Below are 23,919 nucleotides of genomic sequence, written 5' to 3'. Positions count from 1 at the left end.
ATTGTGGTAAATGAATATGATATAGGGAAAGAATCACTATTGGTAATATAAATAATGAGAGGATAGTTTTGTGTGATGCATATATGGCTGATTAGTTTTATTATTTTATTATTGCTATTAATATTTTATACTATTATCCCAACGGTGCTTATTCGTGTATGCAGTCTGGGAATAACAAAAAAAATCAATTTGAATAATGGGATTGCGCTAACTTTCGATGATGGCCCAAACCCAGAATATACAATAAAATTACTTGATCTTTTAAAAGAGTATAAGATAAAGGCCACATTTTTTGTTGTTGGCAGTAAGGTGAAAAGAAATCCTGAGATTATTAAAAGAATGCATGAAGAGGGACATACTATAGGGATCCACCATTATCATCATGTTTCAAGCTGGGTGCTATCACCAATCCATTTACGGAAACAGTTGGAAATGACTGAAAAGGCGATAAATGAAGTTACGAATGAAAAGGTTGTTTTTTATAGACCGCCATGGGGCCATTTTAATATGTTCACACCACTTTTCAGTAAGAAATATAGAGTGGTGATGTGGTCCGGCATCTTCGGGGATTGGAAAGTCGAAAATTGCAGAAATACTTTGCTTGATCAACTGCGAAGCACTTCGACAGAAGGTTCCATCCTGTTGCTTCATGACTGTGGTGAAACATTGGGAGCGGATAAAGAAGCACCAGGCTATATGATTGAAATGTTAAAAATTTACCTACAGGAGAGTAAGGAAAAAGGAATTTACTTTATTACTTTAAAAGACTTATAAATAATTCTGGGGGTATTATGAATATAGATACGCTTTTACATTTTATTGATTCATATGGATACCTGATCATTTTTCTTTTTTTATTCTTCGGCATTGTGGGAGTGCCTGCTCCTGAAGAATCACTTCTATTTCTGATTGGGGTGTTGGTAGCACAAGGTAAGCTCTCACTGGGTTTGGCAATGCTGTGTGCAATTCTCGGCGCCTTTATCGGAATGCTTGCAGCTTATGCATGCGGAAAATATGTGGGGTATCCATTTATAAATAAATTTGGAAGATTCATTGGGATTACGACTGAACGCTGGGAGAAAGCAAAGAAAAACTATACGGATAATGCACAAAAAACCTTAGTCTTTGGATTTTATATTCCGGGAATAAGACAAATTAGTCCATATTTCGCAGGAATCTCTTCTATACCTTTTCGGAAATACTTCCTATTTTCCCTATTTGGCACTATTCTATGGACCGTCCCTTTTATAGTGGCCGGTTATTATATCGGGGATGCTTTTAATGTTAATCCTAAATATGTTCCATATTTAGGGCTTGTATTTTTAGTTATTTTTGCACTTTATGTTTCTATCAAATACATTAAAAAGAGAAAACAAATGTCCAAAGGTTGAGTCGGCTCCTTATTATAAAATTGGAAATTTATTATAAGAAGAAGATATCATGAACTATATATTTTGTATTTTCAGAATGATTTCTTAGGAGATGACACATATATGAAGAAGAAAATTTTGTTTTTACCTCTCTTTCGAATGCAGTCGGGACATCATCAAGTTGCAGAGGCATTAATGGATATGTTAAAAAAGCATTCAAATGGGATTACTTATAAGAAAATCGATCTAATCAGCTATACCAATACCTCTCTAGAAAAAATCATTGTAAATAGTTATCTTACATGGATCCGTTATGCGCCGGAAACCTATAATCTTGCCTATAAGAATCTGTTTTATGTGCACACGCCAAAGGAACGGATATTTAAGTGGTATCAGCAACTATTCATGAATAAATTGGAACAATTGATAGCAGAAGAAAAGCCTGATTTAATTGTGTGTACACACGGTTTTCCTTCCTATCTTTTAAGTCAGCTAAAGATGAAAGGGAAGTGCAGCACACCGGTTATAAATGTGTACACGGACTACTTTATTAATAATGTGTGGGGAAGCGAAGGGATAGATGCCCATTTTCTTCCTAGTCAAGAAGTAAAAGAAAAGCTGATGAGTAAGCGTCAAATACCAAAACAAACGATGATGGTCACTGGAATTCCCGTGCACGAGGAAATCACTAAAAATGCCCGTGTCCAAAGAAACACAGCACGGCCAAAAATTTTGATATCCGGAGGAAATAGCGGTCTTGGAGGGATTTTGAACTTAGGTGATGAGTTAAAGAATTCAACCGACTTTGATTATTTAGTCCTTTGCGGAAATAACAGCAAGCTTTATGAAGAAATCGAAACATGGAATTTACCACATATCAAACCATTGCCTTATATCTCATCAAGGTCTGAAATGAATAAGCTTTATGAAGAAGTTGACGCAATCGTTACGAAACCGGGCGGTGTCACGATTAGCGAAGCATTGCGAAAAAGGCTTCCCATTTTTGTTCATTCGAGGCTTCCCGGGCAGGAGGAAATTAATCTGCAATATTTAAAACAACAAGGACTTGTATTTAAACTTAATCAGAAAAAGCCTTTTGAAAAACAATTGCTGGGTATATTGAAGGATCAGAAAAAAATGAAAAAGTGGAACACATCCATAGAAGCTTATCATAAGGAAATAGAGTTGGAGAAACCTGAGGGAATAGTGGAGGTCATGAAATTGATCCTTAGTCTTAATCAAAATGGTACACCTTCCTATCTAGCCCGACAGCCCAAACTTCTTTATAGCTGAGATGCATGGTGTTCGGAATCTAAATGAAAGAATGAATACGGAAGGCTGCTGAATTAGCAGCCAACCTAAAATGAAAGGTCGGAAGAAGAGTGACTTTGAAAAAAACATACCTTATGATTTTTTCGATTATGCTGCTTGCGGCAGCGATCGCAGGTTGTTCAAATGATCAAGCGGAAAAAACGGAAATGAAGGCGCAAGCCGGAGGTAAAGTGGAATTGACGGTTTCCGCGGCTGTAAGTTTGCAAGATGCCTTAAATGATATAAAGATGTCTTTTGAAAAAGAGAATGCAAATGTAGAAGTTCATTATAACTTTGGAGCCTCTGGAGCTCTTCAGCAGCAGATATCCCAAGGCGCGCCTGTTGACCTGTTTTTCTCAGCTGCAGAAGATAAATTTGATAAATTAGTAGCGGAAGATCTTATTGAAGAGAAAAACGGAATCGATTTAGTCGGCAATGATCTGGTGCTGGTGGTGCCAAAGGATTCCAAAAAGGAAATCGGATCGCTGGAAGACCTTACAAAGGCAGAAAAAATTTCGATTGGCACTCCAGAGTCTGTACCGGCAGGGCAATATGCGAAACAAACTTTGGAAAACATGAACCTCTTTAAAGAGGTTGAAGATCGATTGGTATATGCAAAGGATGTCCGGCAAGTGCTTACATATGTGGAAACGGGAAACGTGGACGCAGGCCTCGTCTATAAAACGGATGCGCTCAACTCATCGAAAATTGAAATCATTGCAGCAGCCCAGGCAGATTTACACGACCCGATCATATATCCCGTCGGAATGATCAATGACTTGGATCATGATAAGGAAGCCAAGCTATTCTATGATTATCTCCAAACGGAAGACTCCATGAAAATCTTTGAAAAATACGGATTTAAAAATTTGAAATAACCACCAATCTGGTGGTCTTTTTTTTATGCATCTACAGTAATATTAGGTAAATTTTCCTTTATATTGAAACCTTGTCTCGCTTTAAACGTAAGAATAAGGACATGAAATTTCAACCTACACGTCAATAATTCGGCTGCGGCGTGAAAGTAACTTGTGACAAAAGAAGGACAGCAAATTACTGTCCTTGGGCCTGACTGTGAATGGTTCCATTCTTTTTGAAAACTGTGTAAAACAGCTTAATCGGCAGGTATCCTATAGTCCCGCCAAGAGTATTCAGGATCATATCATCGGTATCAAAACTTCCTAATTCAAATAAAAGCTGAAGAACCTCATAGGTGAAGCTAAAACAGAATGTTGCAATCAAGATCGATCTGAGTTGGGAAAATCTTTTTGATATTAATGGAAGCATCAAGCCAAATGGTACAAAACCGATGATATTCCCCGCTATGTTCTCAATCCGGATGGATGTATTTACATCCGCTAAGAACAGGTAATGGAAAATGGTTTTAAAAGGGATGAAGTTATGGGACCCCCAATATCGGCCATTGAAGGTAAAAATAATATGACCATTCATTTCGGTTATCGAGAGGGTTTTAAATAAAATGAGCTTTGTAAGGATTAATAGATAAAGAACCATAAATAACGATAATACAATTTTCACAAAAATTTTCATGATACAACTCCAATATTAAAGTAGGAAATATTTATCATTTTATCATAAATGGTATATGATGAGTTTAATGTAATATTTTACAAGTTTTTTAGGGCAAGGAGGGGTAAAAGTGGAGGAAGCAATAATTGATTTTCTCATTGCAGTCATGTTAATTATTGGTTTCACATACGGCCTCATTAGGCAATTTAGACATTGTGTCAGTATCAGGAACGGAAATAAGTCGGAGTATGTTCATTACAAGAGGGTATTGATTGGAAACTACCTGATTTGCCTATCCTATTCGGGTTTTCTTTTTTCTTATATTTTGAATTCATTACTCTCATCTCGTATTATACCGGCTTCATTTATTACAAGTGATAATACTAGTTTTTGCTGTTTTGGTTTTCTTGCCATTCTATTAATCGCTAAATTTGGAATTATTCCAAAGGAAAATGAACAAGTTGGATTACAAGAATACATAGTTGAGAAAGAGGAAATATGAAGAAAATTTCGCTTACTTTATTAATCGTATGTATATCGATCACTTTTCTATTGAATTTTGCCATGCCTGAATTTGCTGGCAAAATGAAAGACAATATAAGTTCCATGAATATCCTGTATTCATACAGTGTCACAAAATCATTCTCGGAACAAACCCAAGAAACGATCGAAATGGCATCCGTGCCTTTAGGGAAAGCCGAGACTAGGAGCGCCGATTTCCGGAGTGATGTTAAGCTTGAGGGAACTCCGCTGAATATTAGAAGTGTAGTGAAAGAGAGCTTGAACAAGCCGGAAGCGTATAAAACTAAAGAGAAATTAACCGGCCCCGAAAAAGGGTTTTCTTACCGGAAATATTATCTTACCAAAAATTATGATAAAGGAAGATATACAGTCATCCGAACGAATAAAATAACCGGGAAAGAAAAGGTGTATGTCGGAACTTACTATGAGCCGAGTACGCAAGATCCGATCGTCAAATGGTCACGTGATGAGAAATAATGGCTGATAATATCTTTTACCTGAAAAGTTGAGTGATTATATGGAGAAAACAGTAAAGATCGAGGATTATAACCCTGATTGGGTTAATGAATTTCAACAGGAAAAAGCGAGGATAATGGGGGTTTTAAAGAACTCTTGCCTTTGTGTTGAGCATATTGGAAGTACATCTGTCATAGGGTTGGGGGCAAAACCGATTTTGGACATCATGGTTGGCGTCCGGCATTTAGATGTAGCAGACACATTCATTGAGCCCTTGAAATCGATTGGATATGAATTTGTCCCGCATCAGGAATTTCCCGAAAGGCGTTTTTTTAGAAAAGGCCAATGGAGAGCGGGGACACATCATTTGCATATCTATAAATTCGGAAGTGGACAATGGAAGAATCAACTTTCGTTCAGGGACTATCTAAGAAGCCATCCTGACGTACGGAAACAATATCAGGAATTAAAATTATCCTTAGCTCAAAAGCATCCTGGGGATATAGTGGGGTACACGAAAGCAAAAGCTCCATTTATCCAAAATGTCATAGAGTCAGCAAGATGATAGTTCTTGCCATGTTTCTTAACTGAAAGAAAATGAAACACCAAAGGTTAGCTTTTCTTAGGACAAGAGGTAACGGCAGTCAATTTAAACTGCCGTTTTTGTATGATCAATTAGCATGAACTCCGAACAATTAGTTCAGGGGCAAACCGGTAAGTAATGTACGGAGTCTGATCTGAATTGGTTATCCGGTTCAATAATAACTCTGCTGTTTTAATGCCCATTTGTTGTATTGGTTGTCCGATTGTTGTAATGGAGGGTTCATAAAACTCCGTATAAGCGACATCATCAATGCTGACAATGGCCACTTCCCCAGGGATCGAGATTTTTTGCTTTTTCAAATAGCTAAGGATTTCACGTAACACTAAATCATTTCCTGCCACTATGGCTGTTGGAGGTTTTTCTGCATCGAATATCTGGGCCAATTTTTCTTGAATTCGATTTCTTGGTAAAGAATGAATATCATCCTCCCTGACTTCCAATTTATGAGATGCCATCGCTTTTTTGAATCCTTCGATTCTCTCCAATCTTGGTGTGATCGGGATATCAATCGGTAAGGTTAAAAAAGCAATATTTTCGTGTCCTTTTTCAGCCAGCATGGAAACAGCTAAAAAGATTGCAGCATGATTGTCCAAAAGAACGGAATCGGATGTAACTCCATCTACTAACCGATCAACGAAAACCATTGGAATTGAATGATCGATCAAGTAATTATAGACTTTAAAATCATTTCCAACCGGAAAAATGATGATTCCATCTACTTGCGTGGAAACCAGCAAATCAAGGTATTCTTTTTCTTTCTCTGGGTCATCGGCTGAGTCACATATGAATACCTTCATGCCATGCTGCTGAAGCTGTTCTTCTACGGTACGAATGATTTCGGTGGATAAAGTATGTAAAATATTTGCTACGAGTATGCCTATGACTTTTGTTTTTTTCACTTTTAAATTCCTGGCATTATCATTGGGGCGAAAATCAAGTTCTTGGATGACTTGCTCGATTCTGTTTTTTGTTTCAGCACTCATATAACGAAAACGTTGGTTAATATATTGAGAAACCGTACTTTTGGAAACACCGGCCTTCTCAGCAACATCTGATATGGTTGTTTTCTTTTTTTTCATGATGTTCTCCTAAAGGATATTATTTCTTGAAATAGAACGGGTTACCTTCATCATAACAAAGGAGCATTACGATTCCAACGCCAGTTAGCAGGTTTTGTTAAACATTGGATGTAAGAAACACCCTAAGCACTTTGGCTAAGGGTGTTAACCATAAACATATTCATTTGCAAACCTTAATCATTAACGAACGAGCCAGCCTCCATCGACAGCGAGAATATGGCCATTCATATAGTCAGAGGCCTTGCTTGCAAGAAAAACGACGGTTCCCATGACATCAAATGGTGTTCCCCATTTTTCAGCCGGGATCCTTGAGAGAATGTCCTTGTTTCTTGACTCATCTGCACGTAGCGCGGCAGTATTGGCCGTTTCAATATATCCTGGGGCAATCGCGTTTATTTGAATGTTTTTAGACGCCAATTCATTAGCGAATGCTTTAGTCAGCCCGGCAACGCCATGTTTACTCGCTGTATATGCCGGAACGAACTTCCCTCCTTGGAAGGTTAGCATCGAAGCGATATTTATGATTTTTCCGCTGCCTTGTTCAACCATTTCTTTGGCAACTAACTGACTAAGAAAATACAGGGAATTTAGGTTAATGTCCATTACTGCATTCCAATCTTCGTCTTTATATTCCAATAAAGGAGCCCGGCGAATCGTTCCTGCATTATTAACAAGGATATCGATTTTCCCGTATGCATCAAGACAGCCTTTTACAACACCTTTAAGGCTGTCTTTATTCGTAAGTTCTGCTTGATAAAAGACTGCTTTTTGGCCGGTCGTTTCGATTAAATCCTTTGTTTCCTGCCAATTGTCACCATGGGCAACGATAAAAACATCTGCACCTGCTTTTGCTAAAGCAACCGCATATCCTTGTCCTAATCCCGTATTTCCTCCTGTTACGATGGCAACTTTCCCTTTTAAGCTGAAAAAGTCCATTGAAAAATCCAGTAAACTCATCTTGTTTCCTCCATCCCCATATGGATTAGTAAACCATTCTTAGCATGTTACTTCATTTCTGAAATAGGAAAGTTATCCATATCCTCATATGTATAATTCTCTCCGGCCATTGCCCAAATAAATGTGTAGTTGCTTGTAGCGGAACCACTATGTATGGACCATGGAGGTGAAATGACAGCTTGTTCATTTTTCATTACAATATGCCTTGTTTCATCGGGTTCCCCCATCATGTGGAACAAAATGGCATCTTCTGCTAAGTCAAAATACATATAAACTTCCACTCTGCGGTCATGAACATGAGGAGGCATGGAGTTCCAGACATTTCCTGGGGCCAATTCAGTCATTCCCATACACAGTTGGCAGCTTTGGATCCCTTTTTCATGAATCATTCTGCGAATCGTCCGCTTATTTGCCGTTTCCTGTGATCCCATTTCATCACCTTGCACTTCCTTGAATGCTACGTGTTGAATGGGGTAATTTTTATGTGCTGGAGCAGAGGCTAAATAAAATTTAGCAGGTTCGGAGTCTGAATCACTACTGAAAATCAGCTCTTTACAACCTAATCCTATATAAAGACAATCACGATTTTGAAGGGGATATACTTCTCCATCAACTGAGATCCTTCCTGATCCCCCTATATTAAATACACCTAATTCTCTTCGTTGAAGAAAATAATCAGCTTTTATGAAATCATGGCCCTCAAGCTTGACCTCTTTAGAAACGGGTTTGATTCCTCCTATGATGATCCTGTCATCAAGGGAATAGCATAAAGAAACGTCATCATCGAGAAATAAATTTTCCACTAAAAAGTTTTTGCGGATTTCACTTGTATCAAAGTGTTTGGCTTGTGACGGATGTATGGAATAACGTTTTTCCATATGCATATAAATAACCTCCTATTTAGTAAAACGGTTTATCGTGAATATTCAAAATGTTAGCGCTACCAATATTAAAAATATATATAATATTTTCCAAATAGTCAATGATAATAGAAAATTTTAGTAGATTAATCAGTATAAAAGAAGAAATAAATGATTAAAACTATGTTTTTATGCAAAATAAAAATATGAAGATTAGTATTGTTAAAAACTGGTTTATATGGTAATCTGACTTTAATAAAAAGAAAGCGCTTTCTTACGGTTCGGGTTTACTAAACCGTAATACACCTTTTTCAGGGGGAATTAGGAATGAAAGAATTAGATGTGATCACTTTTGGGGAACCGATGACCATGTTCTATGCAAATGAAGCAGAACCTTTACACGAAGTTAAATCCTTTTCCCGAGCGATTGCGGGAGCCGAATCAAACGTAGCTTGCGGATTGGCGCGTCTTGATTTAGATGTTGCTTATATGACGAAACTTGGCAACGACAGTTTCGGTAAGTTCATCATCGGAGAATTGAATAAAGAAAAAGTCGACACGACAGGTATCCTTTTTACAAGTGATCACCCGACAGGAATGCTAATCAAATCTAAAGTGCTGGATGGAGACCCAGAAGTGGAATATTTCAGAAAAAATTCAGCAGCTTCTACTCTGGAAATTGACGACTTCTCGGAAGAATATTTTCTGCAGGCTAAACATCTGCATGCAACAGGTATCCCATCCGCATTATCTGAAAGCTGCCATGAATTTACCGTTGCTGCCATGAAATTTATGAGGAATCAAGGAAAAACCGTTTCATTTGATCCAAATTTACGGCCTAACCTATGGCCGGATAAACAAAAAATGGTGGATTGCATTAATCAGCTAGCTTACATTTGTGATTTCTTTCTTCCAGGCATGTCTGAAGCGGAAGTTTTAACAGGACTCCAAACACCTGAGGAGGTGGCCGAATTTTATTTGAACAAAGGAGTTAAAATGATTGTCATCAAGCTTGGAGCAGAGGGAGCCTATTATAAAAATGCGAATGAAGAAGGGTATATTAAAGGATTTGTACCCGAAAAAGTCGTTGATACAGTAGGGGCCGGCGATGGTTTTGCCGTCGGGGTGATCAGCGGCTTGCTTGAAGGTATATCCACGATGGAAGCCGTTACTCGGGGTAATGCGATTGGCGCACTGCAAGTCATGTCTCCTGGTGATATGGATGGTATGCCCAGCCGGAAAAAATTACAGGACTTTATTGAAAGCCAGAACAAACTATTAAACGTTGATTGATCGATAACTGCAACCAGTTAACTCCACAACTAGACTTCCAATTACAAATAATCATAAATTTGATAATGAAGTGGAGAGATTGTGATGAGAATAAAAGCCGCAATAGAAAAAATCCCTGGTGGCATGATGGTTGTCCCGTTGTTCATAGGTGCTTTGATACATACTATTTTTCCTGACACAGCAACCTTCTTTGGTGGATTTACAGGTGCGATGCTAACGGGTACCGCATCGATACTAGCCGTCTTTTTCTTTTGTGTCGGAGCTACGATAGATGTTAAGCAATCCGGGTATATTGCAAGAAAAGGATTTACGTTGCTTATCGGTAAAGTCGTTTTTGCGGCATTATTAGGATATGGTGCAGCTTTGCTTCTTCCAGAGAATGGGATTCAAACTGGTCTCTTTTCCGGTCTTTCAGTTTTAGTGCTGATAGCGGCTTTTAATGAAACGAACGGTGGTCTTTATACCGCACTCATGACAAAATTGGGCAGAACGGAAGATGCTGCGGCATTCCCGTTCATCAGTATTGAAAGCGGACCGTTCTTCACGATGATCATCCTCGGTGTTGGAGGCCTTGCAACCTTCCCATGGCAAACAATTGTCTCTACATTGATTCCATTTGCAGTCGGGATGATTGTAGGGAATATCGATAAAGAGTGCCGGGAATTCTTTGGACAGGCAGTACCGGTCCTTATCCCGTTCTTCGCATTGGCTCTAGGATTCGGGTTGGATTTTGGCATGATCTTAAAATCCGGATTCATGGGTATTTTAATGGGTGTTGCCGTCGTCTTCCTTTCCGGAGGTGTCTTATATCTGCTGGACCGTTACGTTACTGGCTCCGATGGTGTTGCTGGGGTCGCGGCTTCTTCAACAGCGGGTGCCGCAGTTGCTGTACCTTTCATCATTGCCGAGTTAAACCCGCAATTTGCTCCTGTAGCAGAATCGGCAACAGCAATCATTGCGACAAGTGTATTGGTGACAGCAATCCTAACACCAATGCTGACGATGTGGGTTGCCAAGAAACAAGAAGAAAGAGGGATTCCGCAGCGAAGAAGCATGAAACCAACTATTTTGAAAGATCCGAATGTGACTTCCATACAAAAAGCGAAGTAAAAGTAAAATGTAAGCGTTATCCAAAAAGCAACCGGGGTTATTATCCCGGCTGCTTTTTTGTGATATATGCACACTGGTGTTAAAATAAGGAAATAATTAAAAGGAATGTAAATGCCAATTCCTATCAAGGAGGCTTACATGAGAAAGGTCGAGGTTGTTCTATATAAGAAAGAATGGTCAAAGCTATTTCATGATGAATGCCAAAAATTAGAGGATATTTTCGGGCCTGAAATGATAGAGTTATACCATATTGGCAGTACGGCCATACCGGCCATCCATGCCAAGCCAGTAATAGATATTTTGGCAGTGGTTAAAGATGTGGAATGTGTGGCTGATTTTAATAAAGAGATGGAAGAGATAGGGTATGATGCCAGGGGCGAGAACGGAATTGCCGGACGACGGTTTTTTCGTAAAGGCGGGGATGATAGGACGCACCATATTCACATGTTTGAAAAAGGACATAAGGAAATAGCCAGACACCTCGCTTTTCGGGATTATTTGCTATCACACCCTGATGAAGCACAAAAATATAGTAGGCTGAAGCAGCGCTTGGCAGCGGAATTCCCAGATGATATTAAAGGATATGTTAACGGGAAAAATGATTTTATCAAAAAGGTTGATGAAAAAGCGAAACATTGGGCGAAGCGTGGTGATCATCATGTTAATGAAGTGGATTAAATGCCAAGTGAATGAGGAAAACAAGCGTTCATTTTCAAATGCACAAGAGGGATGGGGAGAATTGCGTCATTGTGCTGGTTTCATGGGTCAAATCGGAGGGTGGAATAGATATGGACCCTTTGAAGCAGGCATTCTCTCCGTTTGGAAAAATCTCCATGCCTATCAAAGTTTCATGCAGCATGAGCATGATGCAATATTCGGGAAGAGTGACCAGGGAAGTACTTATACAAATATTTCTGTCGATATATTCGAGAGTATTTTCAATATAGGAACAACAGACATTACAGCTTTTTTTGGCAAGGGGAAATTACTGCGAGTGGCTGACTGTTCTGTTGAAAAGGATAAACGAGCCCGTTTTGAGCAGGTGCTAAAAGAAGTAGGGAGCAAGGGCATACTGTCTGGCGCATTCGGTAGAAAAAGGCAAAACGGCAGATACCTTGTCGCCTAAATATGGGACAGTGAATTTTCACATCAAAGGTATGCGGATAAGGAATTGCCTGCCCTGATAAACGAATCGGGAGTGAACGTTTCAACCCATCGCATTACAGGAAGTTTAATTGAATTGCATCCAAAGTGGGTGGTCATTTAGAATCGAACATTATCAATCTATCAATTGAGCCTATGGCGTCTTGAATTTGAACGTTAAGGACATATCAGAGCTCTAAATATATTCTACAGAAGGTGATTACAAATGAAACTAGATTATGATTCACAGTACATCAGGGGCATCTACCTGAATAGAGATCGAATATCTTCGTATGACCATTTCCCACTTGATCTGCCGGTTATCAAGCACCTTCAGGAAGTTGCTTTTCATCCCAGTGTTACCTATGTCATCGGGGAAAATGGAATGGGGAAGTCCACCTTGCTTGAAGGTATTGCGATTGCGTATGGCTTCAATCCGGAAGGCGGAACGTTAAATTTCAATTTCTCCAATTATGATTCACATTCCAATTTGGACGAATACCTCCGTTTGAAAAAAGGCGTATACAAACCGAAGGATCATTTTTTCTTTAGGGCGGAAACCTTTTATAATTTAGCTACGAATATAGAGGAATTGGACAAGGAGTCATCGTTTGGGTCGAAAATCATCGATTCCTTCGGTGGAAAATCGCTACACCAGCAATCTCATGGGGAATCGTTTTTTTCTGCTTTTGTAGAACGATTTCAAGGCGATGGATTGTATATCCTCGATGAGCCTGAAGCTGCTTTGTCGCCATTGAGACAAATATCGATGCTAGCCAGGATAAATGAGCTTGTTCAACAAGGTTCCCAATTCATCATTTCCACCCATTCCCCGATCATCATGGCCTACCCGGATGCTAAAATCCTCCAAATTTCAGATGAGGGAATGAGTGAGGTGACGTTAGAGGAGTCCAATCACTATTTGTTAATGAAACAGTTTTTTGAAGATAAAGATCGTCTGCTTCATCATCTATTTCAATGAGATTTTAGCATCTCCATTAAAAGCAACTAATGAAAACCCCGACTGCACTGCGCATTCGGGGTTTTCATTTTTTTGGAATTGGTTGTTGACAGCTAGGTGTATTACGGGTATAGTACATCCATAAGGTGTATGAACCACTTAGTACATACACAGATATCAGACTTTTTTAAATAAATAGGGGGTGGTTTTAATGAACGTAAATACCCGGGAACCGGTATATCTGCAAGTCGTTAGGCATTTTAAAGAACAAATAGCCATTGGTAATTTCGTGGCTGGGCAGGAAATTCCCTCTCGAAGAGAACTGGCGGCTTCACTTAATATAAATCCCAATACCGCTCAAAAAGCGTATAAAGAAATGGAGGAACAGGGCTTGATTCATACAGAACGAAATTTCCCCAGTCAAATCACGACGAATGAAACGATTTTACAGGCTGTAAGGCAGGAACTGATTTTGGCAGCCGTCGATACGTTTGTCGATGCGATTCGTCCGATTAATGTACCGGTTGATGAACTGCTTCGTGTGGTTAAAGAAAAATACTCGGAAGAAATAAGGGAGGAGGAAGAACAATGATTGAAGTAAAAAAGATCTCCAAGAATTATGGACGGAAAAAGATCTTGGATGATGTTTCATTTACAGCCAATAAAGGGGAAGTCACTTGTCTGATCGGGATAAATGGTGTCGGTAAAACGACTACACTCAAAGCGATCATGGGATTGACGCCATATAAAGGTGAAATCCTGATCGATGATCAAAAGATGACAAAGGACAGTTATGAAAAAATCACCTTCATACCGGACGCACCAACCATGCTTCCGCAAATGACCATTAAACAGGCAATGGTTTTCATGTCGGATTTCTATACGTCCTGGAATCCGGAAAGAGCTAACCAGCTAATGGGGTTTTTCAAGCTTAAAGAGGAGAATCGCATTTCGGAATTGTCAAAAGGGAATACAGCTAAGCTCAACCTGATGCTTGGTTTGTCCCTTGACGTCGATTATGTACTGATGGACGAACCATTTTCGGGAATCGATATGTTTAGCCGCGAGCAAATTGCCGATGTCTTTGCGAGCCACCTGATTGAAGATAGAGGAGTCATCATCACGACCCATGAAATCGGTGATATTGAACATTTGATAGATAAGGTCATTTTATTGGATAACGGTTCGGTGCTTAAAGAGTTCAATACAGAAGAAATGCGGGAAGAGGAAGGGAAATCGGTAGTCGATGTAATGAGAGAGGTGTATCAATCATGATGCGATATTTAAAATTAGTGAACTTTGAAATCAACCGTTTCAGTAAAATCTATCTTAGCTTAATGTTGATCACCTTGGTTTCGCAATTTGCCGGAGTGATCATCGTAACGAAAAGCCTTCTTAAAGATGCCAGGGATATCATGAAAGAAGAAAGACTATCTGAAGCAGCTTATATTACCAATTATGGAGGCATTGATTTTAGCCATATCGCCCATGCCCTCTTGTTTGTAGGACCGATAGCGCTGAGTGCGGTTGCCCTTATTTTTTACATTTTCCTTATTTGGTATCGTGATTGGTTTGGAAAGAATACGTTCATTTATCGTCTATTGATGTTACCAACATCCAGATTATCGATCTACCTTTCAAAAGCTACGGCCATCTTCCTGATGGTATTAGGGTTGATTGCTTTCCAGATCATCATTTTACCAATGGAAAATGCCCTATTTAATTCAAATGTGCCACAAGCGCTCTTGAATGAAATGTCAACTTACAGCATTACGAAACTCATTCCGATTTTGTCATTGATCATCCCAAGCACGTTCACGCAATTCCTGCTTTCCTATGGCATAGGACTTATGATCATGTCGATATTATTCACGGCGATCATGTTTGAAAGAAGTTTCCGCATAAAAGGAATCATAATGGGCTTGTTATATTGCGGAATCGCTGCGGTGTTGTTTTTAGCCCCAGTTTTAATGGAAATCGGGAATTTCTATTTCTATCCTAATGAATTATTTGGCCTGATGCTCGCAATAGGGATCATTTTGACAGGATTATCGGTTTGGCTTGGTGCTTGGTTATTGAAAAATCGCGTTACCGTATAACAACTTTAAAGGAGAGTGAACAAGGTGAAACGTTATTTATGCAGCATCATTATTGGAATGGTTGTCATCTTAAGCATCGGGACCTATTATGTCAAAGTAGCTTCCTCCGCTTCCAGCCTTCCAAAGTATACGTTCAAGACACTGGAAGGCAGCGATAAAGAGCTTGATCCGGTGATCATACATGCTACGCTTCAAAATGGCAGTACATTTTATGAACCATTAACAATTGAATCCAATACAACGACATATGCCAGCGAAAGGTCTTACTTGGAGAACTTAACTGGAAGACAAGATCATATAATTGAAAGATTGGTAAAAGAACATCGTTCATTTATGCGTGGCAAGGATTACATTAGTTCTTTATATGAAGACGATGATTTTCTCGCTTACGCTTGGGTGAATAGCAAATATACAAAGAGCGGGAATATGGAAGCAAAGTTTGATATCGGTTTACTGGAGAAGAAGGACGAAGAGGAAACTTCATTCCAAATTGAACTTCCGAATCAAGGGAGAATCATGAATGCTGATGTCAGGGATGTGCAGTTGGTCCATTCAAAACTACAGGTTTTAACGATGAATGATGTGAATTCCAACAATGAAAAGCAGACAAAAGAGGTTCATTTGTATACGATCGATGTAGCCAATAAAAAAGTCTTGAGCGATAAAACCCTTGTATCTGAAACCTTTACTGACCCAGAACAAGTTGATTTTCAGATGCCAATCGATCTTGCTCCCTCCCAGCCAAACAACATGGTATTCATTTCGTTAATTAAAGGGGTAAATCATGAGGATGGCTTTAAGGAAAAACTAAAGGAAAGCAAGCTTTTATCTTATAATTATGAAACGGAAAAAGTAGAAACGGTTAAAAAAGAATCACTTAGCCTGGACATGGCTAGATCAGGATATACAGACGGAAAAAACCTTTATGTAGTTGACATGAAATCAGGTAAATACCGCATTAAAACGTTTGACCTCAGCAGTCAAACGTTAACGAATGACACGGAGCTGGATATAGCTGCTAATAAAATGGAACAATACTTCGCTGCCATTAAGAACGGGCGTGTGTACTTCCTATTGAACGGAATGAATCAGGATGGCTTATTAACATACAAACCTGCCAAACTTCTGATTGCAGATATAAAGACTGGAAAGACTTTATATAAAGGTGAAACAATCATAAATAAAAAGAACAGCAAAGGTTTTGAACTTTATATCGATGACCTGGAAATAAAATAAGGACCTAATATAGCTAGAAGCTGTTTCAAAAAGCTTTAAAATAAAAAGGGATATCCCCCAATGGGATATCCCTTTTTATTTTAAATGGAAGCCAAGTTCGTTCTGGCTGTACGTTCCTTCTTGCCGTGCAAGAAGTAGTAAAGGACGGAGGTTGCGATGACCAAAACTCCCAGGATGACATAAAGTGTGCTGTAACCTGTTACCGGAATGATGAATCCCAGAATATAAGGGCCGAATCCAAGTCCTGCATCAAGCATGATAAAGAAGGTGGACGTTGCCATCCCCATTCGGTGAGGCGGTGTCAGTTTAACGGCAATCGCCTGCGAGCTGGATTGCATATTACCGAATCCAAGGCCAATGAGGAAACCTGCTGCCAGTAAAGTGAAACTATTGGTTGTCATACTTAGAAGGAGCAATCCGATTCCGAAAATAATGAAAGCCGGATACATAATGAAGTTCGATCCTTTCCGGTCCATCAATGGTCCTGAAAAAGGACGTGATAACAATACGGCTACTGCGTAAACTACAAAGAAGAAGCTTGCCGTATTGACCAGATCGATTTCAATGGCATAAAAACTGATGAAAGAAAGGACACTGGAATAACAGAATGCCAATAACAAAGTGATGATTGAGATGGGCAGTGCCTTAGGTTCAATGAAATTGGAAAGCTTGAATCCTTTGCTTTCCGTAACTTTGGCCGTCACTTTCAATGCCGGGACATACAAGAAGAATGCTGTAATCAGGGAGATTACCCCTAAAGCCAGGCAGAAACTGAAAATGACTTGGAAGCTTGTATGTTGAGCCATATACAGACCGATGAAAGGACCGATTGCCGTCGCAAGCGTTGCACTCATGCTGTAATAGCCGATGCCCTCTCCCTTTCGAGTTGCCGGGATGATCTGGGCGACGATCGTGCCTGTCGCAGTACTAGCCATCCCCATCGCCATCCCATGAATCAGGCGGTTAACAAGCAGGAAGCCAATTCCAAGGTCCACAAAATAAAGAAGTGTTGTCAAAGTGAAAAAGATCAAGCCTATGAATAATGTTTTCTTCCGGCCGATTGAATCAATGAAACGGCCGATGAACAGACGTCCGATTAACGTCCCGATAATAAAAATACCCGATATGAGTCCGGCTTCACTTGTAGAAGCATCCAATTCATTAACAGCATAGATGGCAAGTGTCACCATCAGTAAATAAAAGATTAATGTGATGAAAAAATTGATGGACGAAACGATGACAAAGTCCTTCGTCCACAGTCTGGTTCTGGATTGATCCATGTTATTATCTCCTTACTTTATAATGTTATTTCTTATTTCGCCCATGATGCGTATGGCAGCGAGTTGTTCCTCTTCCGTGATCCCTTTCAAGATTTCCTGTTCATATTGATCGATTGTCACGCGGACTTCGCTGTAGACCTGTTTGCCAAGCTCCGTAAGCCGCATCCTTTTCTCGCGTTTATCTTTGCTTGGCACATGCTCGACATACCCCAGCTCTTCCAAGCGGGCAATGGTCCTCGTAATCGTGGGTTTCTCCACGCTTTGGTAATTGGCAAGCTCTACAAGCGTCGCCGAACCATTATTGATTAAGAAATGTAAAATGGACCATTGCGCCCTGTGTAAATCATGCTTGTTCAGCTGGATATTAAGATTATTTTCAAACGGCCGGTACAGCAGCAATAATTGCTGAAAGAATTTTTGGAAAGTCTTTATCAGAAACACCTCTTATCAATATATAGTTATCGTGAGTAATTGTTATCCTGGGTAACTATAATACCAAAATAAATCCATTCTGTCCACTCGGGTTTGTGTTGTTTAGTTAAATCAGGTTTTTAGTTAAAATGAATGGGAATATAGGAATAGGAGATGATGTGAAGCATGAATAAATCTATGATCGCGTTAATTGCCGCAGCAACAATGCTAACTGCTTGCAATAATGACAAAGCGGATGAAAACGGGGAAAAATCAGTCCAAACAACGGATGAAAATCAAACCCAAACTGAAAATGAACAACAAAAACAACCCTCGAAAACAGAAACTCAAACAAGTCCTAAACATGAGAAGTGGTCTTCTTTGCCCGAATATGACAAAATCATCGAGCAAATCGGCAACGAAGACTATACTTTCAATAAGGAAACGGATAACGATGGTAAGCGAGTATTCCTTATTGAATTGAACGGTGAAAAACAATATAAAACCGTTTTCGTCAAAAATACCAATCGCCTGAAAATTATCAAAATAAATGGTGGCGGAGAGGTTTATGACGGAATCTTAAAATAAGTGGACCTGCGTAAGTGTTGGTTTTGATAAAGGGGTCGGGGGGAAAGGGCTGTAAACCTTTAAGGTTATCGCATTCCCTATCATAGAGGGCGAGCGAGTGGGTCTGCTGCTTCCCGGCATCATGTTGATGAGATCACTAGAAAGTTAATGGGCAGAGGATTTGCCATCCTTTATGCCGACAAACATTAATTGCCGGTGGGAAGGATCATTATGCTGTATATTTCGAAGATCCCGATCGGAGGAAGAACGAACTCACGGCCCCTTAATCATACGCAATAGTTGGCATAGCTATAATGGCCGTTATGTCCATCTTTCCCTTTCTCTGGTTCGGGTTCTGGGCCAAGTGAAAAGGCCTCGATCAATATAAATGCACCGAAAACTTGGGTCCAGCTGCCTAGTAAAAGAATTTGTTCTCCCATCCGTCGTTTTTCGTTCAAAATGAAGATATTTCCGACCGATTCCAAAAAAGAACCGGCTGCAATGAGTCCATTTCCCTTGATCTCAAAAGAGCGTGAAATGGACTCCTCCGTCAATGATGCCCCGAATGCTTCAAATGCGGCACCTAGTCCTTGGATTCCACTGCCAAGTGCATCGGTTCTGGTGCCCTCTTCCTCTGAACCACTCAACTGCATATCTATTCCAACTGCATTTGCGATATTGCCAATAGCCTCAAGCCAAGCACCGAATATGAAATAGGTTTCCGATCGTTCATTATCCGAGTTCAGCATTTTCGAACGGCCGATTGCTTGCAGCGAATTTCCAACGGCCTCAATGCCATTCCCTTTGAGGACAAGATCTTTTCCGAGGTTAGTCCCCGTTAAAGTTTGCCGGGTTTGCCCGATTGCACCTACAAGTGTGCCGATGCCAAGTAACCATGCTCCTGAAATAAGGAGGTCATCTCCATGAGTGATCATATCTCAAACGCTCCTTAAAAGTGGTTAGATTATATTATTCAGGAAACAGTGTTTGTTTACATATTGCTTTAACACCATAAGCTCGGGTTGAAAATTAACCATTTATTGGTATAATGACAGCTGGAGGAGATGATATTGACATTTAGCGATTTTTTACAAATGATTATCACTGCACTTTTCTTTATCGTTTTTATGTTTTGTACCTGGTACGAAGGCAGTGAAATCCTGGATAGACCTTGGGAATGGAAGTATTCCACCCATTTCACACAAGTTAATGATGATCAGAGGATGGAAGCAGATGATATTTCGAGTTTTGATTATTTCGTGTATGCCGCAAAATTCAAGCCGCTATTTCCACTTCTTATGGTCTTAGCCGCATCGTACTTTATCATACTTACGGGATATATCCTATTCAAAAGAAGAATTAAAAAAATGGCACTATTCTTCTTTGGATTGGGTATCCTTTTTCTGCTTTCAAGTGGTTTTGTATCCAATTCCCCGACTGTTGGAGGAAATATCTTTCAAGCACTTTTTCTGATAGGCGGAATGATAGCCATATTTAGTGGAGTTCTATATTATTTCCGGATGCCAAGAGGATTCAATACGTTCATGAAGTAAGCAAGGCTGCCAATGAGGCAGCTTTTTTTTTTGGAAAGATGACACAAAATAACGAAAAATAATAGTCATTTCCGCGAAATTCTTAGATTGAACTTCACTGAAATGTAGTTTATAGTTAAGTCGAAATTTAGTAGACCAGTTGCTATATTACCGGCGATGAACCCTTATCGGTTGGATATAGGGTTATCCAGTGATTGAAGAATAAAGCGAAAAGGTGATAATATGTCAGGCAAAATAAAAATTGAACAGCCAAAGATTCCCCATGACTTACCCCAAGCGAACTTTCAGGAAATATATTATCAAGATGAGCCTTATCTTGAGTCCTGTATCATAACTAATTGCACGATCGATAGAGAAAATATGGAAAAAATCGTATTATCACAGATTGTTTTTAAAAATGTGACATTCAGCGATGTATCATTCAGGAATATTGAGCTGACGGATGTCATTTTTGATCATTGCGATTTGACGAATGCCGATTTCATGGGCGGCTCGATTCATCGGGTGGAATTCAAAGAGTCCAAACTTTTAGGCATTAACCTGTCTGACGCAAGTTTAGGGAATGTCTCCTTTGAGAATTGCAACCTTAATTTAAGTGCTTTTGGTTATTCCAGTTTAAAGCAAGTGAAGTTCGATCATTGCTCATTGGAAAGTGCTGATTATTATGAATGTAAATTCATTAAAGTGAAGTTTGAAACATGCAGATTAAATGAAGTGAACTTTTCCCGGACACCGCTCAAAGGAATTGATATTAGCAGTTCTACATTTCAAAGGCTTACCGTATCCCCGGAGGATTTAAAGGGATGCGAAGTTTCCCCGGACCAAGCTATAGTCTTTGCAGCCATGCTTGGACTGAAAATTAAAGAGTGAACCTTTTTAAGATGTAAATTGAGCTAATGGAGAGTTAACTGCGAGATCTTCAATGAAGCTGAAGCGAGGACCACCGATTTGGTGGTCCTTTTTGAGTTGGCTTGTCGCTAATTCATTGGATATTTATGGTGAAAAAAGGGAGGGTGAATAGAATTATATAGATTTTGAATAGTACGGAATGTTTGCATAAATGCAGGATATCTTTACAATATTTGTTAAATGGAGGGGGATTGAACGTTGATTATCAATAAGGTCACTTTGTACAGTCATGTCTGGGATGAAATGCGGAGTTTTTATGTTGATGTGTTAGGATTTGAGTTTTTATCGCAAACTGATGATGGTTTTGTAATAAAGGCAGGGGAAAGTGTGCTTGAAATTAAAAAATATCATCACAAAGGAAAGCCTTTTTACCATTTTGCCATGAACATACCGACCAATTTATTTACTTCGGCAAAAGCATGGGCGAAATCAAAAGTGAAATTGACTAGAGAAGATGATGATGACGAAGTTTATTTCAGCTTTTCAGACGCACATTCTTTTTATTTTTTAGACCCTTCAGGCAACATTGTCGAGTTCATATCGAGATATTCCGTATCACCCGAATCCGAGGCTGAGTCTTTTTCAGCACAAAACGTCCTGTGCATCAGTGAAATAAACATTACGACAGATGAAGTCAGGGCTTTGGGAAATCAGTTGATCAGTAATGGTGTACCTGTAAGGAAGGGTGAGGCGATAAGTGAAGATGGATTGAATTTCATGGGGGAACATGAAGCAGGTTCATTTTTACTTTTAGGTCCAAGGAAACGGCGTTGGATATTCTCGGATAAAGAGTCGGAAATCTTTCCGCTTTCGCTAGTCATAAATCAGCAACTGGATATTTCATTGGATGGCAAAGGATTTATGAAATTAAAACCAGTCAAGTATAATCAGCCAAATAGTTGAAAGAATTGCTGTTAAGATAACGGAGGTTAGGCATTACCCCTATATATCTTTGGCTCATTAAGTTTAACTATAGCATTGAACGAGACTTTAAAATAACATGTATCAAATGTTTCCCCACTTTTAGCCTCAGAAATATGATCTAGGAACAGTACATAGAATAGTATAGAAATACTGCGGCTAATGCTGGACATGGAGGGGATGAATTTATATGAGTACCAGAATAATCCGGCAGCTGATAAGGTCAAGGCAACAGGAATTAGTCGAACTTGCTGCTTCATTTATTCGAATTCCATCTGAAAACCCATCGCCCGAGTTTAAGAAGCGGTCAGCAGAAATGGGACGCCATATTAGCCGATACCTAGCAGCAAAAGGGTTCTTGATTACCGAGCACCGCCGTAGCGAAAATTCGTTGGTTACCGTGGTCTGTGATGCTCCCTTAACCAGGGTACCTGGTCCACGGCTCCTATTTTGTGGACATACAGATGTCGTACCTGCTGGCGATTGTTCACATTGGACCTTCGATCCTTTCTCTGGAGAAGTCAGAGCGGGTATGCTTTTGGGTAGGGGAGCCTCCGATATGAAAGGAGGCTTGGCATCACTGGTTTTTGTGGCTGGGCTACTTCAGGAGTTCTCCCCCGCTCTTAATTTGAAAGGTAGCCTAGGAGTTATTGCCTCTCCGGATGAAGAGACTGGCGGCATTGAGGTGGCCTCGCTCCTGGAACAAGGATTGATTAAAGGTGATGCTTGTCTGATTGGTGAACCAACGGACCCCCACCATCCGAATGCCGGCGAAAAGGGCAAGGCATGGATGCAGGTGTTCATACCAGGTCAGGCAGATCATGGCAGCCTACAACCGCTTTATGGAATCTCCGCCATACGAAGAGGGGCAGCCGCGGTCGAAGCACTAACCAAGCTATGGGAGCTCAAGGCAACGCCTCCGGCAGAGCCTTGTCAACTTTTGTACAATACTGAGTGGCTCCTATCTCAGTATCCAGGAAATCCCTTATTGTCACAGTTACTTTATCGTCCCTCTTACAATCCAGGTGTAATCCAGGGCGGAACAAATGTGAACGTCGTCGCAGACAAGTGTATCATTAAAGTGGATACCCGGGTTCCATTCGGTATGAAGTCCGAGTTTGTACTTGATGTCGCTAGGAATCTTGTTAGTGCTGTAGCGCCAGGTGCGATTGTAGAGCCTATAGTACCCTGTACTAACCCGAACTGGACCTTAGAGAATCGTCCAATTGTAAGGGCCATAGAACTGGGAATTCAGCGTGTCCTTGGAATGGAGGAACCCGTCTTCAGCTTACTTTTGCTTGGTTCAAGTGATGCCAGTCACTTCCGGCGCCATGGCATTGACACCGTCCTTTATGGTCCTGGGCTGGAACAAACTATCCATGGGTACGATGAGCGGGTTTCAGTGGAGAGCTTAGTGGAATCTGCCGAGATATATGCTGAGACGGCAGTGAAGTATCTTAGATCATTTTAAACCTATTTTCATTAAACTTTATGCAGGTTAACGATGCAGGGTATACTGCACGTGCTACTGCTAATGTTCTCTTTCAAGGTGTATATGGTGGTGGTTATTGGTGGGATTATTTATATACTCGATGGTATTAATTCTTTAGCTAAACTAAATATTTATAGTGTGTTTTGATCAAACTTTGTTTTACATTTACATGAAGACCAAAAGCTAAAAAAAGCTTGGAGCAGAAAACCGCTTCAGGCTTTTTCAGTTTTGTGGCCAAAGAGGTTCGTAAGTGAC

28 protein-coding genes are annotated in these 23,919 nt (G+C 39.9%); 21 read left to right on the top strand and 7 right to left on the bottom strand.

Going from position 1 to position 23,919, the window contains the following annotated elements:
• Positions 1–144: 144 nt before the first annotated feature.
• The 4 genes from ACSR9O_RS18020 (at position 145) to modA (ending at position 3,559) form a co-directional block, all read left to right on the top strand.
• On the top strand, positions 145–774 hold the full coding sequence (locus ACSR9O_RS18020; protein WP_491724863.1) for a polysaccharide deacetylase family protein: 630 nt from the start codon (positions 145–147) through the stop codon (positions 772–774).
• A gap of 17 nt (positions 775–791) precedes the next feature.
• Positions 792–1,391: a DedA family protein gene (locus ACSR9O_RS18015; protein ID WP_101224834.1), complete on the top strand. Its 600-nt coding sequence runs from the start codon at positions 792–794 to the stop codon at positions 1,389–1,391.
• 102 nt (positions 1,392–1,493) lie between these two features.
• On the top strand, positions 1,494–2,663 hold the full coding sequence (locus ACSR9O_RS18010) for an MGDG synthase family glycosyltransferase (protein WP_402944310.1): 1,170 nt from the start codon (positions 1,494–1,496) through the stop codon (positions 2,661–2,663).
• Positions 2,664–2,758: 95 nt separating this feature from the next.
• The gene (modA, locus tag ACSR9O_RS18005) at positions 2,759–3,559 is read left to right on the top strand and encodes a molybdate ABC transporter substrate-binding protein (RefSeq protein WP_230177810.1); all 801 of its coding nucleotides are present in this window, start codon (positions 2,759–2,761) and stop codon (positions 3,557–3,559) included.
• A gap of 175 nt (positions 3,560–3,734) precedes the next feature.
• Here the strand turns inward: modA and ACSR9O_RS18000 are convergent, their stop codons facing one another.
• Positions 3,735–4,232 (bottom strand): VanZ family protein, encoded by a 498-nt coding sequence (locus ACSR9O_RS18000; protein ID WP_101224831.1) that lies wholly within the window; start codon positions 4,230–4,232, stop codon positions 3,735–3,737.
• Between the two features lie 109 nt (positions 4,233–4,341).
• On the opposite strand from ACSR9O_RS18000, the gene ACSR9O_RS17995 reads away from it, so the two are divergent.
• Genes ACSR9O_RS17995 through ACSR9O_RS17985 form a run of 3 tightly spaced genes read left to right on the top strand, consistent with a single transcriptional unit; the run spans position 4,342 to position 5,754 of the window.
• Positions 4,342–4,713 carry a hypothetical protein gene (locus ACSR9O_RS17995; RefSeq protein ID WP_260356559.1) on the top strand — a complete coding sequence of 124 codons (372 nt, stop codon included), beginning with the start codon at positions 4,342–4,344 and terminating at the stop codon, positions 4,711–4,713.
• Entirely contained in the window at positions 4,710–5,210 is a 501-nt protein-coding gene (locus tag ACSR9O_RS17990) for a hypothetical protein (RefSeq protein WP_101224830.1), read from the top strand. The genes ACSR9O_RS17995 and ACSR9O_RS17990 overlap by 4 nt, the downstream gene beginning before the upstream one ends.
• A gap of 40 nt (positions 5,211–5,250) precedes the next feature.
• Positions 5,251–5,754 (top strand): GrpB family protein, encoded by a 504-nt coding sequence (locus ACSR9O_RS17985; protein WP_491724862.1) that lies wholly within the window; start codon positions 5,251–5,253, stop codon positions 5,752–5,754.
• 110 nt (positions 5,755–5,864) lie between these two features.
• Here ACSR9O_RS17985 and ACSR9O_RS17980 read toward each other — a convergent pair whose 3' ends face one another.
• The 3 genes from ACSR9O_RS17980 to kduI form a co-directional block, all read right to left on the bottom strand.
• The gene (locus ACSR9O_RS17980) at positions 5,865–6,872 is read right to left on the bottom strand and encodes a LacI family DNA-binding transcriptional regulator (RefSeq protein WP_101224829.1); all 1,008 of its coding nucleotides are present in this window, start codon (positions 6,870–6,872) and stop codon (positions 5,865–5,867) included.
• A gap of 180 nt (positions 6,873–7,052) precedes the next feature.
• Positions 7,053–7,829, bottom strand: a complete 777-nt coding sequence (gene kduD / locus ACSR9O_RS17975; protein WP_101224828.1) for a 2-dehydro-3-deoxy-D-gluconate 5-dehydrogenase KduD — start codon at positions 7,827–7,829, stop codon at positions 7,053–7,055.
• A gap of 47 nt (positions 7,830–7,876) precedes the next feature.
• A complete protein-coding gene (gene kduI, locus ACSR9O_RS17970; RefSeq protein WP_101225031.1) occupies positions 7,877–8,707 on the bottom strand; it encodes a 5-dehydro-4-deoxy-D-glucuronate isomerase in 831 nt (276 codons plus the stop codon).
• Between the two features lie 309 nt (positions 8,708–9,016).
• Between kduI and ACSR9O_RS17965 the strand changes: the two genes are divergently transcribed.
• The 9 genes from ACSR9O_RS17965 (at position 9,017) to ACSR9O_RS17925 (ending at position 16,531) form a co-directional block, all read left to right on the top strand.
• Entirely contained in the window at positions 9,017–9,982 is a 966-nt protein-coding gene (locus ACSR9O_RS17965; protein ID WP_101224827.1) for a sugar kinase, read from the top strand.
• A gap of 84 nt (positions 9,983–10,066) precedes the next feature.
• Positions 10,067–11,092: a 2-keto-3-deoxygluconate permease gene (locus tag ACSR9O_RS17960; RefSeq protein WP_101224826.1), complete on the top strand. Its 1,026-nt coding sequence runs from the start codon at positions 10,067–10,069 to the stop codon at positions 11,090–11,092.
• Positions 11,093–11,230: 138 nt separating this feature from the next.
• Positions 11,231–11,770, top strand: a complete 540-nt coding sequence (locus tag ACSR9O_RS17955) for a GrpB family protein (protein ID WP_101224825.1) — start codon at positions 11,231–11,233, stop codon at positions 11,768–11,770.
• Positions 11,757–12,218 carry a YdbC family protein gene (locus tag ACSR9O_RS17950; RefSeq protein WP_157831121.1) on the top strand — a complete coding sequence of 154 codons (462 nt, stop codon included), beginning with the start codon at positions 11,757–11,759 and terminating at the stop codon, positions 12,216–12,218. Before ACSR9O_RS17955 ends, ACSR9O_RS17950 begins: the two co-directional genes overlap by 14 nt.
• A 243-nt stretch (positions 12,219–12,461) precedes the next feature.
• Positions 12,462–13,217, top strand: a complete 756-nt coding sequence (locus ACSR9O_RS17945) for an AAA family ATPase (RefSeq protein ID WP_101224823.1) — start codon at positions 12,462–12,464, stop codon at positions 13,215–13,217.
• Between the two features lie 190 nt (positions 13,218–13,407).
• Positions 13,408–13,788 (top strand): GntR family transcriptional regulator, encoded by a 381-nt coding sequence (locus ACSR9O_RS17940; RefSeq protein ID WP_048686641.1) that lies wholly within the window; start codon positions 13,408–13,410, stop codon positions 13,786–13,788.
• Positions 13,785–14,471: an ABC transporter ATP-binding protein gene (locus ACSR9O_RS17935; protein ID WP_057279131.1), complete on the top strand. Its 687-nt coding sequence runs from the start codon at positions 13,785–13,787 to the stop codon at positions 14,469–14,471. The genes ACSR9O_RS17940 and ACSR9O_RS17935 overlap by 4 nt, the downstream gene beginning before the upstream one ends.
• Positions 14,468–15,295, top strand: coding sequence for a hypothetical protein (locus ACSR9O_RS17930; protein ID WP_101224822.1), 828 nt, complete (start codon positions 14,468–14,470; stop codon positions 15,293–15,295). The genes ACSR9O_RS17935 and ACSR9O_RS17930 overlap by 4 nt, the downstream gene beginning before the upstream one ends.
• 24 nt (positions 15,296–15,319) lie before the next feature.
• Positions 15,320–16,531, top strand: a complete 1,212-nt coding sequence (locus ACSR9O_RS17925; protein ID WP_491724861.1) for a hypothetical protein — start codon at positions 15,320–15,322, stop codon at positions 16,529–16,531.
• 80 nt (positions 16,532–16,611) lie between these two features.
• On the opposite strand, the gene ACSR9O_RS17920 is transcribed toward ACSR9O_RS17925, so the two are convergent.
• Together ACSR9O_RS17920 and ACSR9O_RS17915 are read right to left on the bottom strand one after the other, a co-directional pair.
• Positions 16,612–17,811, bottom strand: coding sequence for an MFS transporter (locus ACSR9O_RS17920; RefSeq protein ID WP_491724860.1), 1,200 nt, complete (start codon positions 17,809–17,811; stop codon positions 16,612–16,614).
• A 12-nt stretch (positions 17,812–17,823) separates the two neighbouring features.
• Entirely contained in the window at positions 17,824–18,243 is a 420-nt protein-coding gene (locus ACSR9O_RS17915; protein ID WP_101225030.1) for a MarR family winged helix-turn-helix transcriptional regulator, read from the bottom strand.
• A 165-nt stretch (positions 18,244–18,408) separates the two neighbouring features.
• Here ACSR9O_RS17915 and ACSR9O_RS17910 point away from each other — a divergent pair, with 165 nt between their 5' ends.
• On the top strand, positions 18,409–18,810 hold the full coding sequence (locus tag ACSR9O_RS17910) for a hypothetical protein (RefSeq protein ID WP_101224819.1): 402 nt from the start codon (positions 18,409–18,411) through the stop codon (positions 18,808–18,810).
• 266 nt (positions 18,811–19,076) lie between these two features.
• Here the strand turns inward: ACSR9O_RS17910 and ACSR9O_RS17905 are convergent, their stop codons facing one another.
• Positions 19,077–19,724, bottom strand: a complete 648-nt coding sequence (locus ACSR9O_RS17905; RefSeq protein ID WP_101224818.1) for a DUF6944 family repetitive protein — start codon at positions 19,722–19,724, stop codon at positions 19,077–19,079.
• Positions 19,725–19,859: 135 nt separating this feature from the next.
• On the opposite strand from ACSR9O_RS17905, the gene ACSR9O_RS17900 reads away from it, so the two are divergent.
• The 4 genes from ACSR9O_RS17900 (at position 19,860) to ACSR9O_RS17885 (ending at position 23,643) form a co-directional block, all read left to right on the top strand.
• On the top strand, positions 19,860–20,342 hold the full coding sequence (locus ACSR9O_RS17900; protein ID WP_491724859.1) for a DUF4306 domain-containing protein: 483 nt from the start codon (positions 19,860–19,862) through the stop codon (positions 20,340–20,342).
• A gap of 360 nt (positions 20,343–20,702) precedes the next feature.
• Positions 20,703–21,212, top strand: a complete 510-nt coding sequence (locus ACSR9O_RS17895) for a pentapeptide repeat-containing protein (RefSeq protein WP_491724858.1) — start codon at positions 20,703–20,705, stop codon at positions 21,210–21,212.
• 237 nt (positions 21,213–21,449) lie between these two features.
• Positions 21,450–22,154, top strand: coding sequence for a VOC family protein (locus ACSR9O_RS17890; RefSeq protein ID WP_491724857.1), 705 nt, complete (start codon positions 21,450–21,452; stop codon positions 22,152–22,154).
• A gap of 208 nt (positions 22,155–22,362) precedes the next feature.
• Entirely contained in the window at positions 22,363–23,643 is a 1,281-nt protein-coding gene (locus ACSR9O_RS17885; protein WP_491724856.1) for a M20 family metallopeptidase, read from the top strand.
• Positions 23,644–23,919: the final 276 nt, after the last annotated feature.

The sequence above is a fragment of the Peribacillus sp. B65 genome, assembly GCF_058513295.1.
Note: the sequence above shows the minus strand (reverse complement) of the source record. Positions and strands in the feature narration are given on the sequence as shown.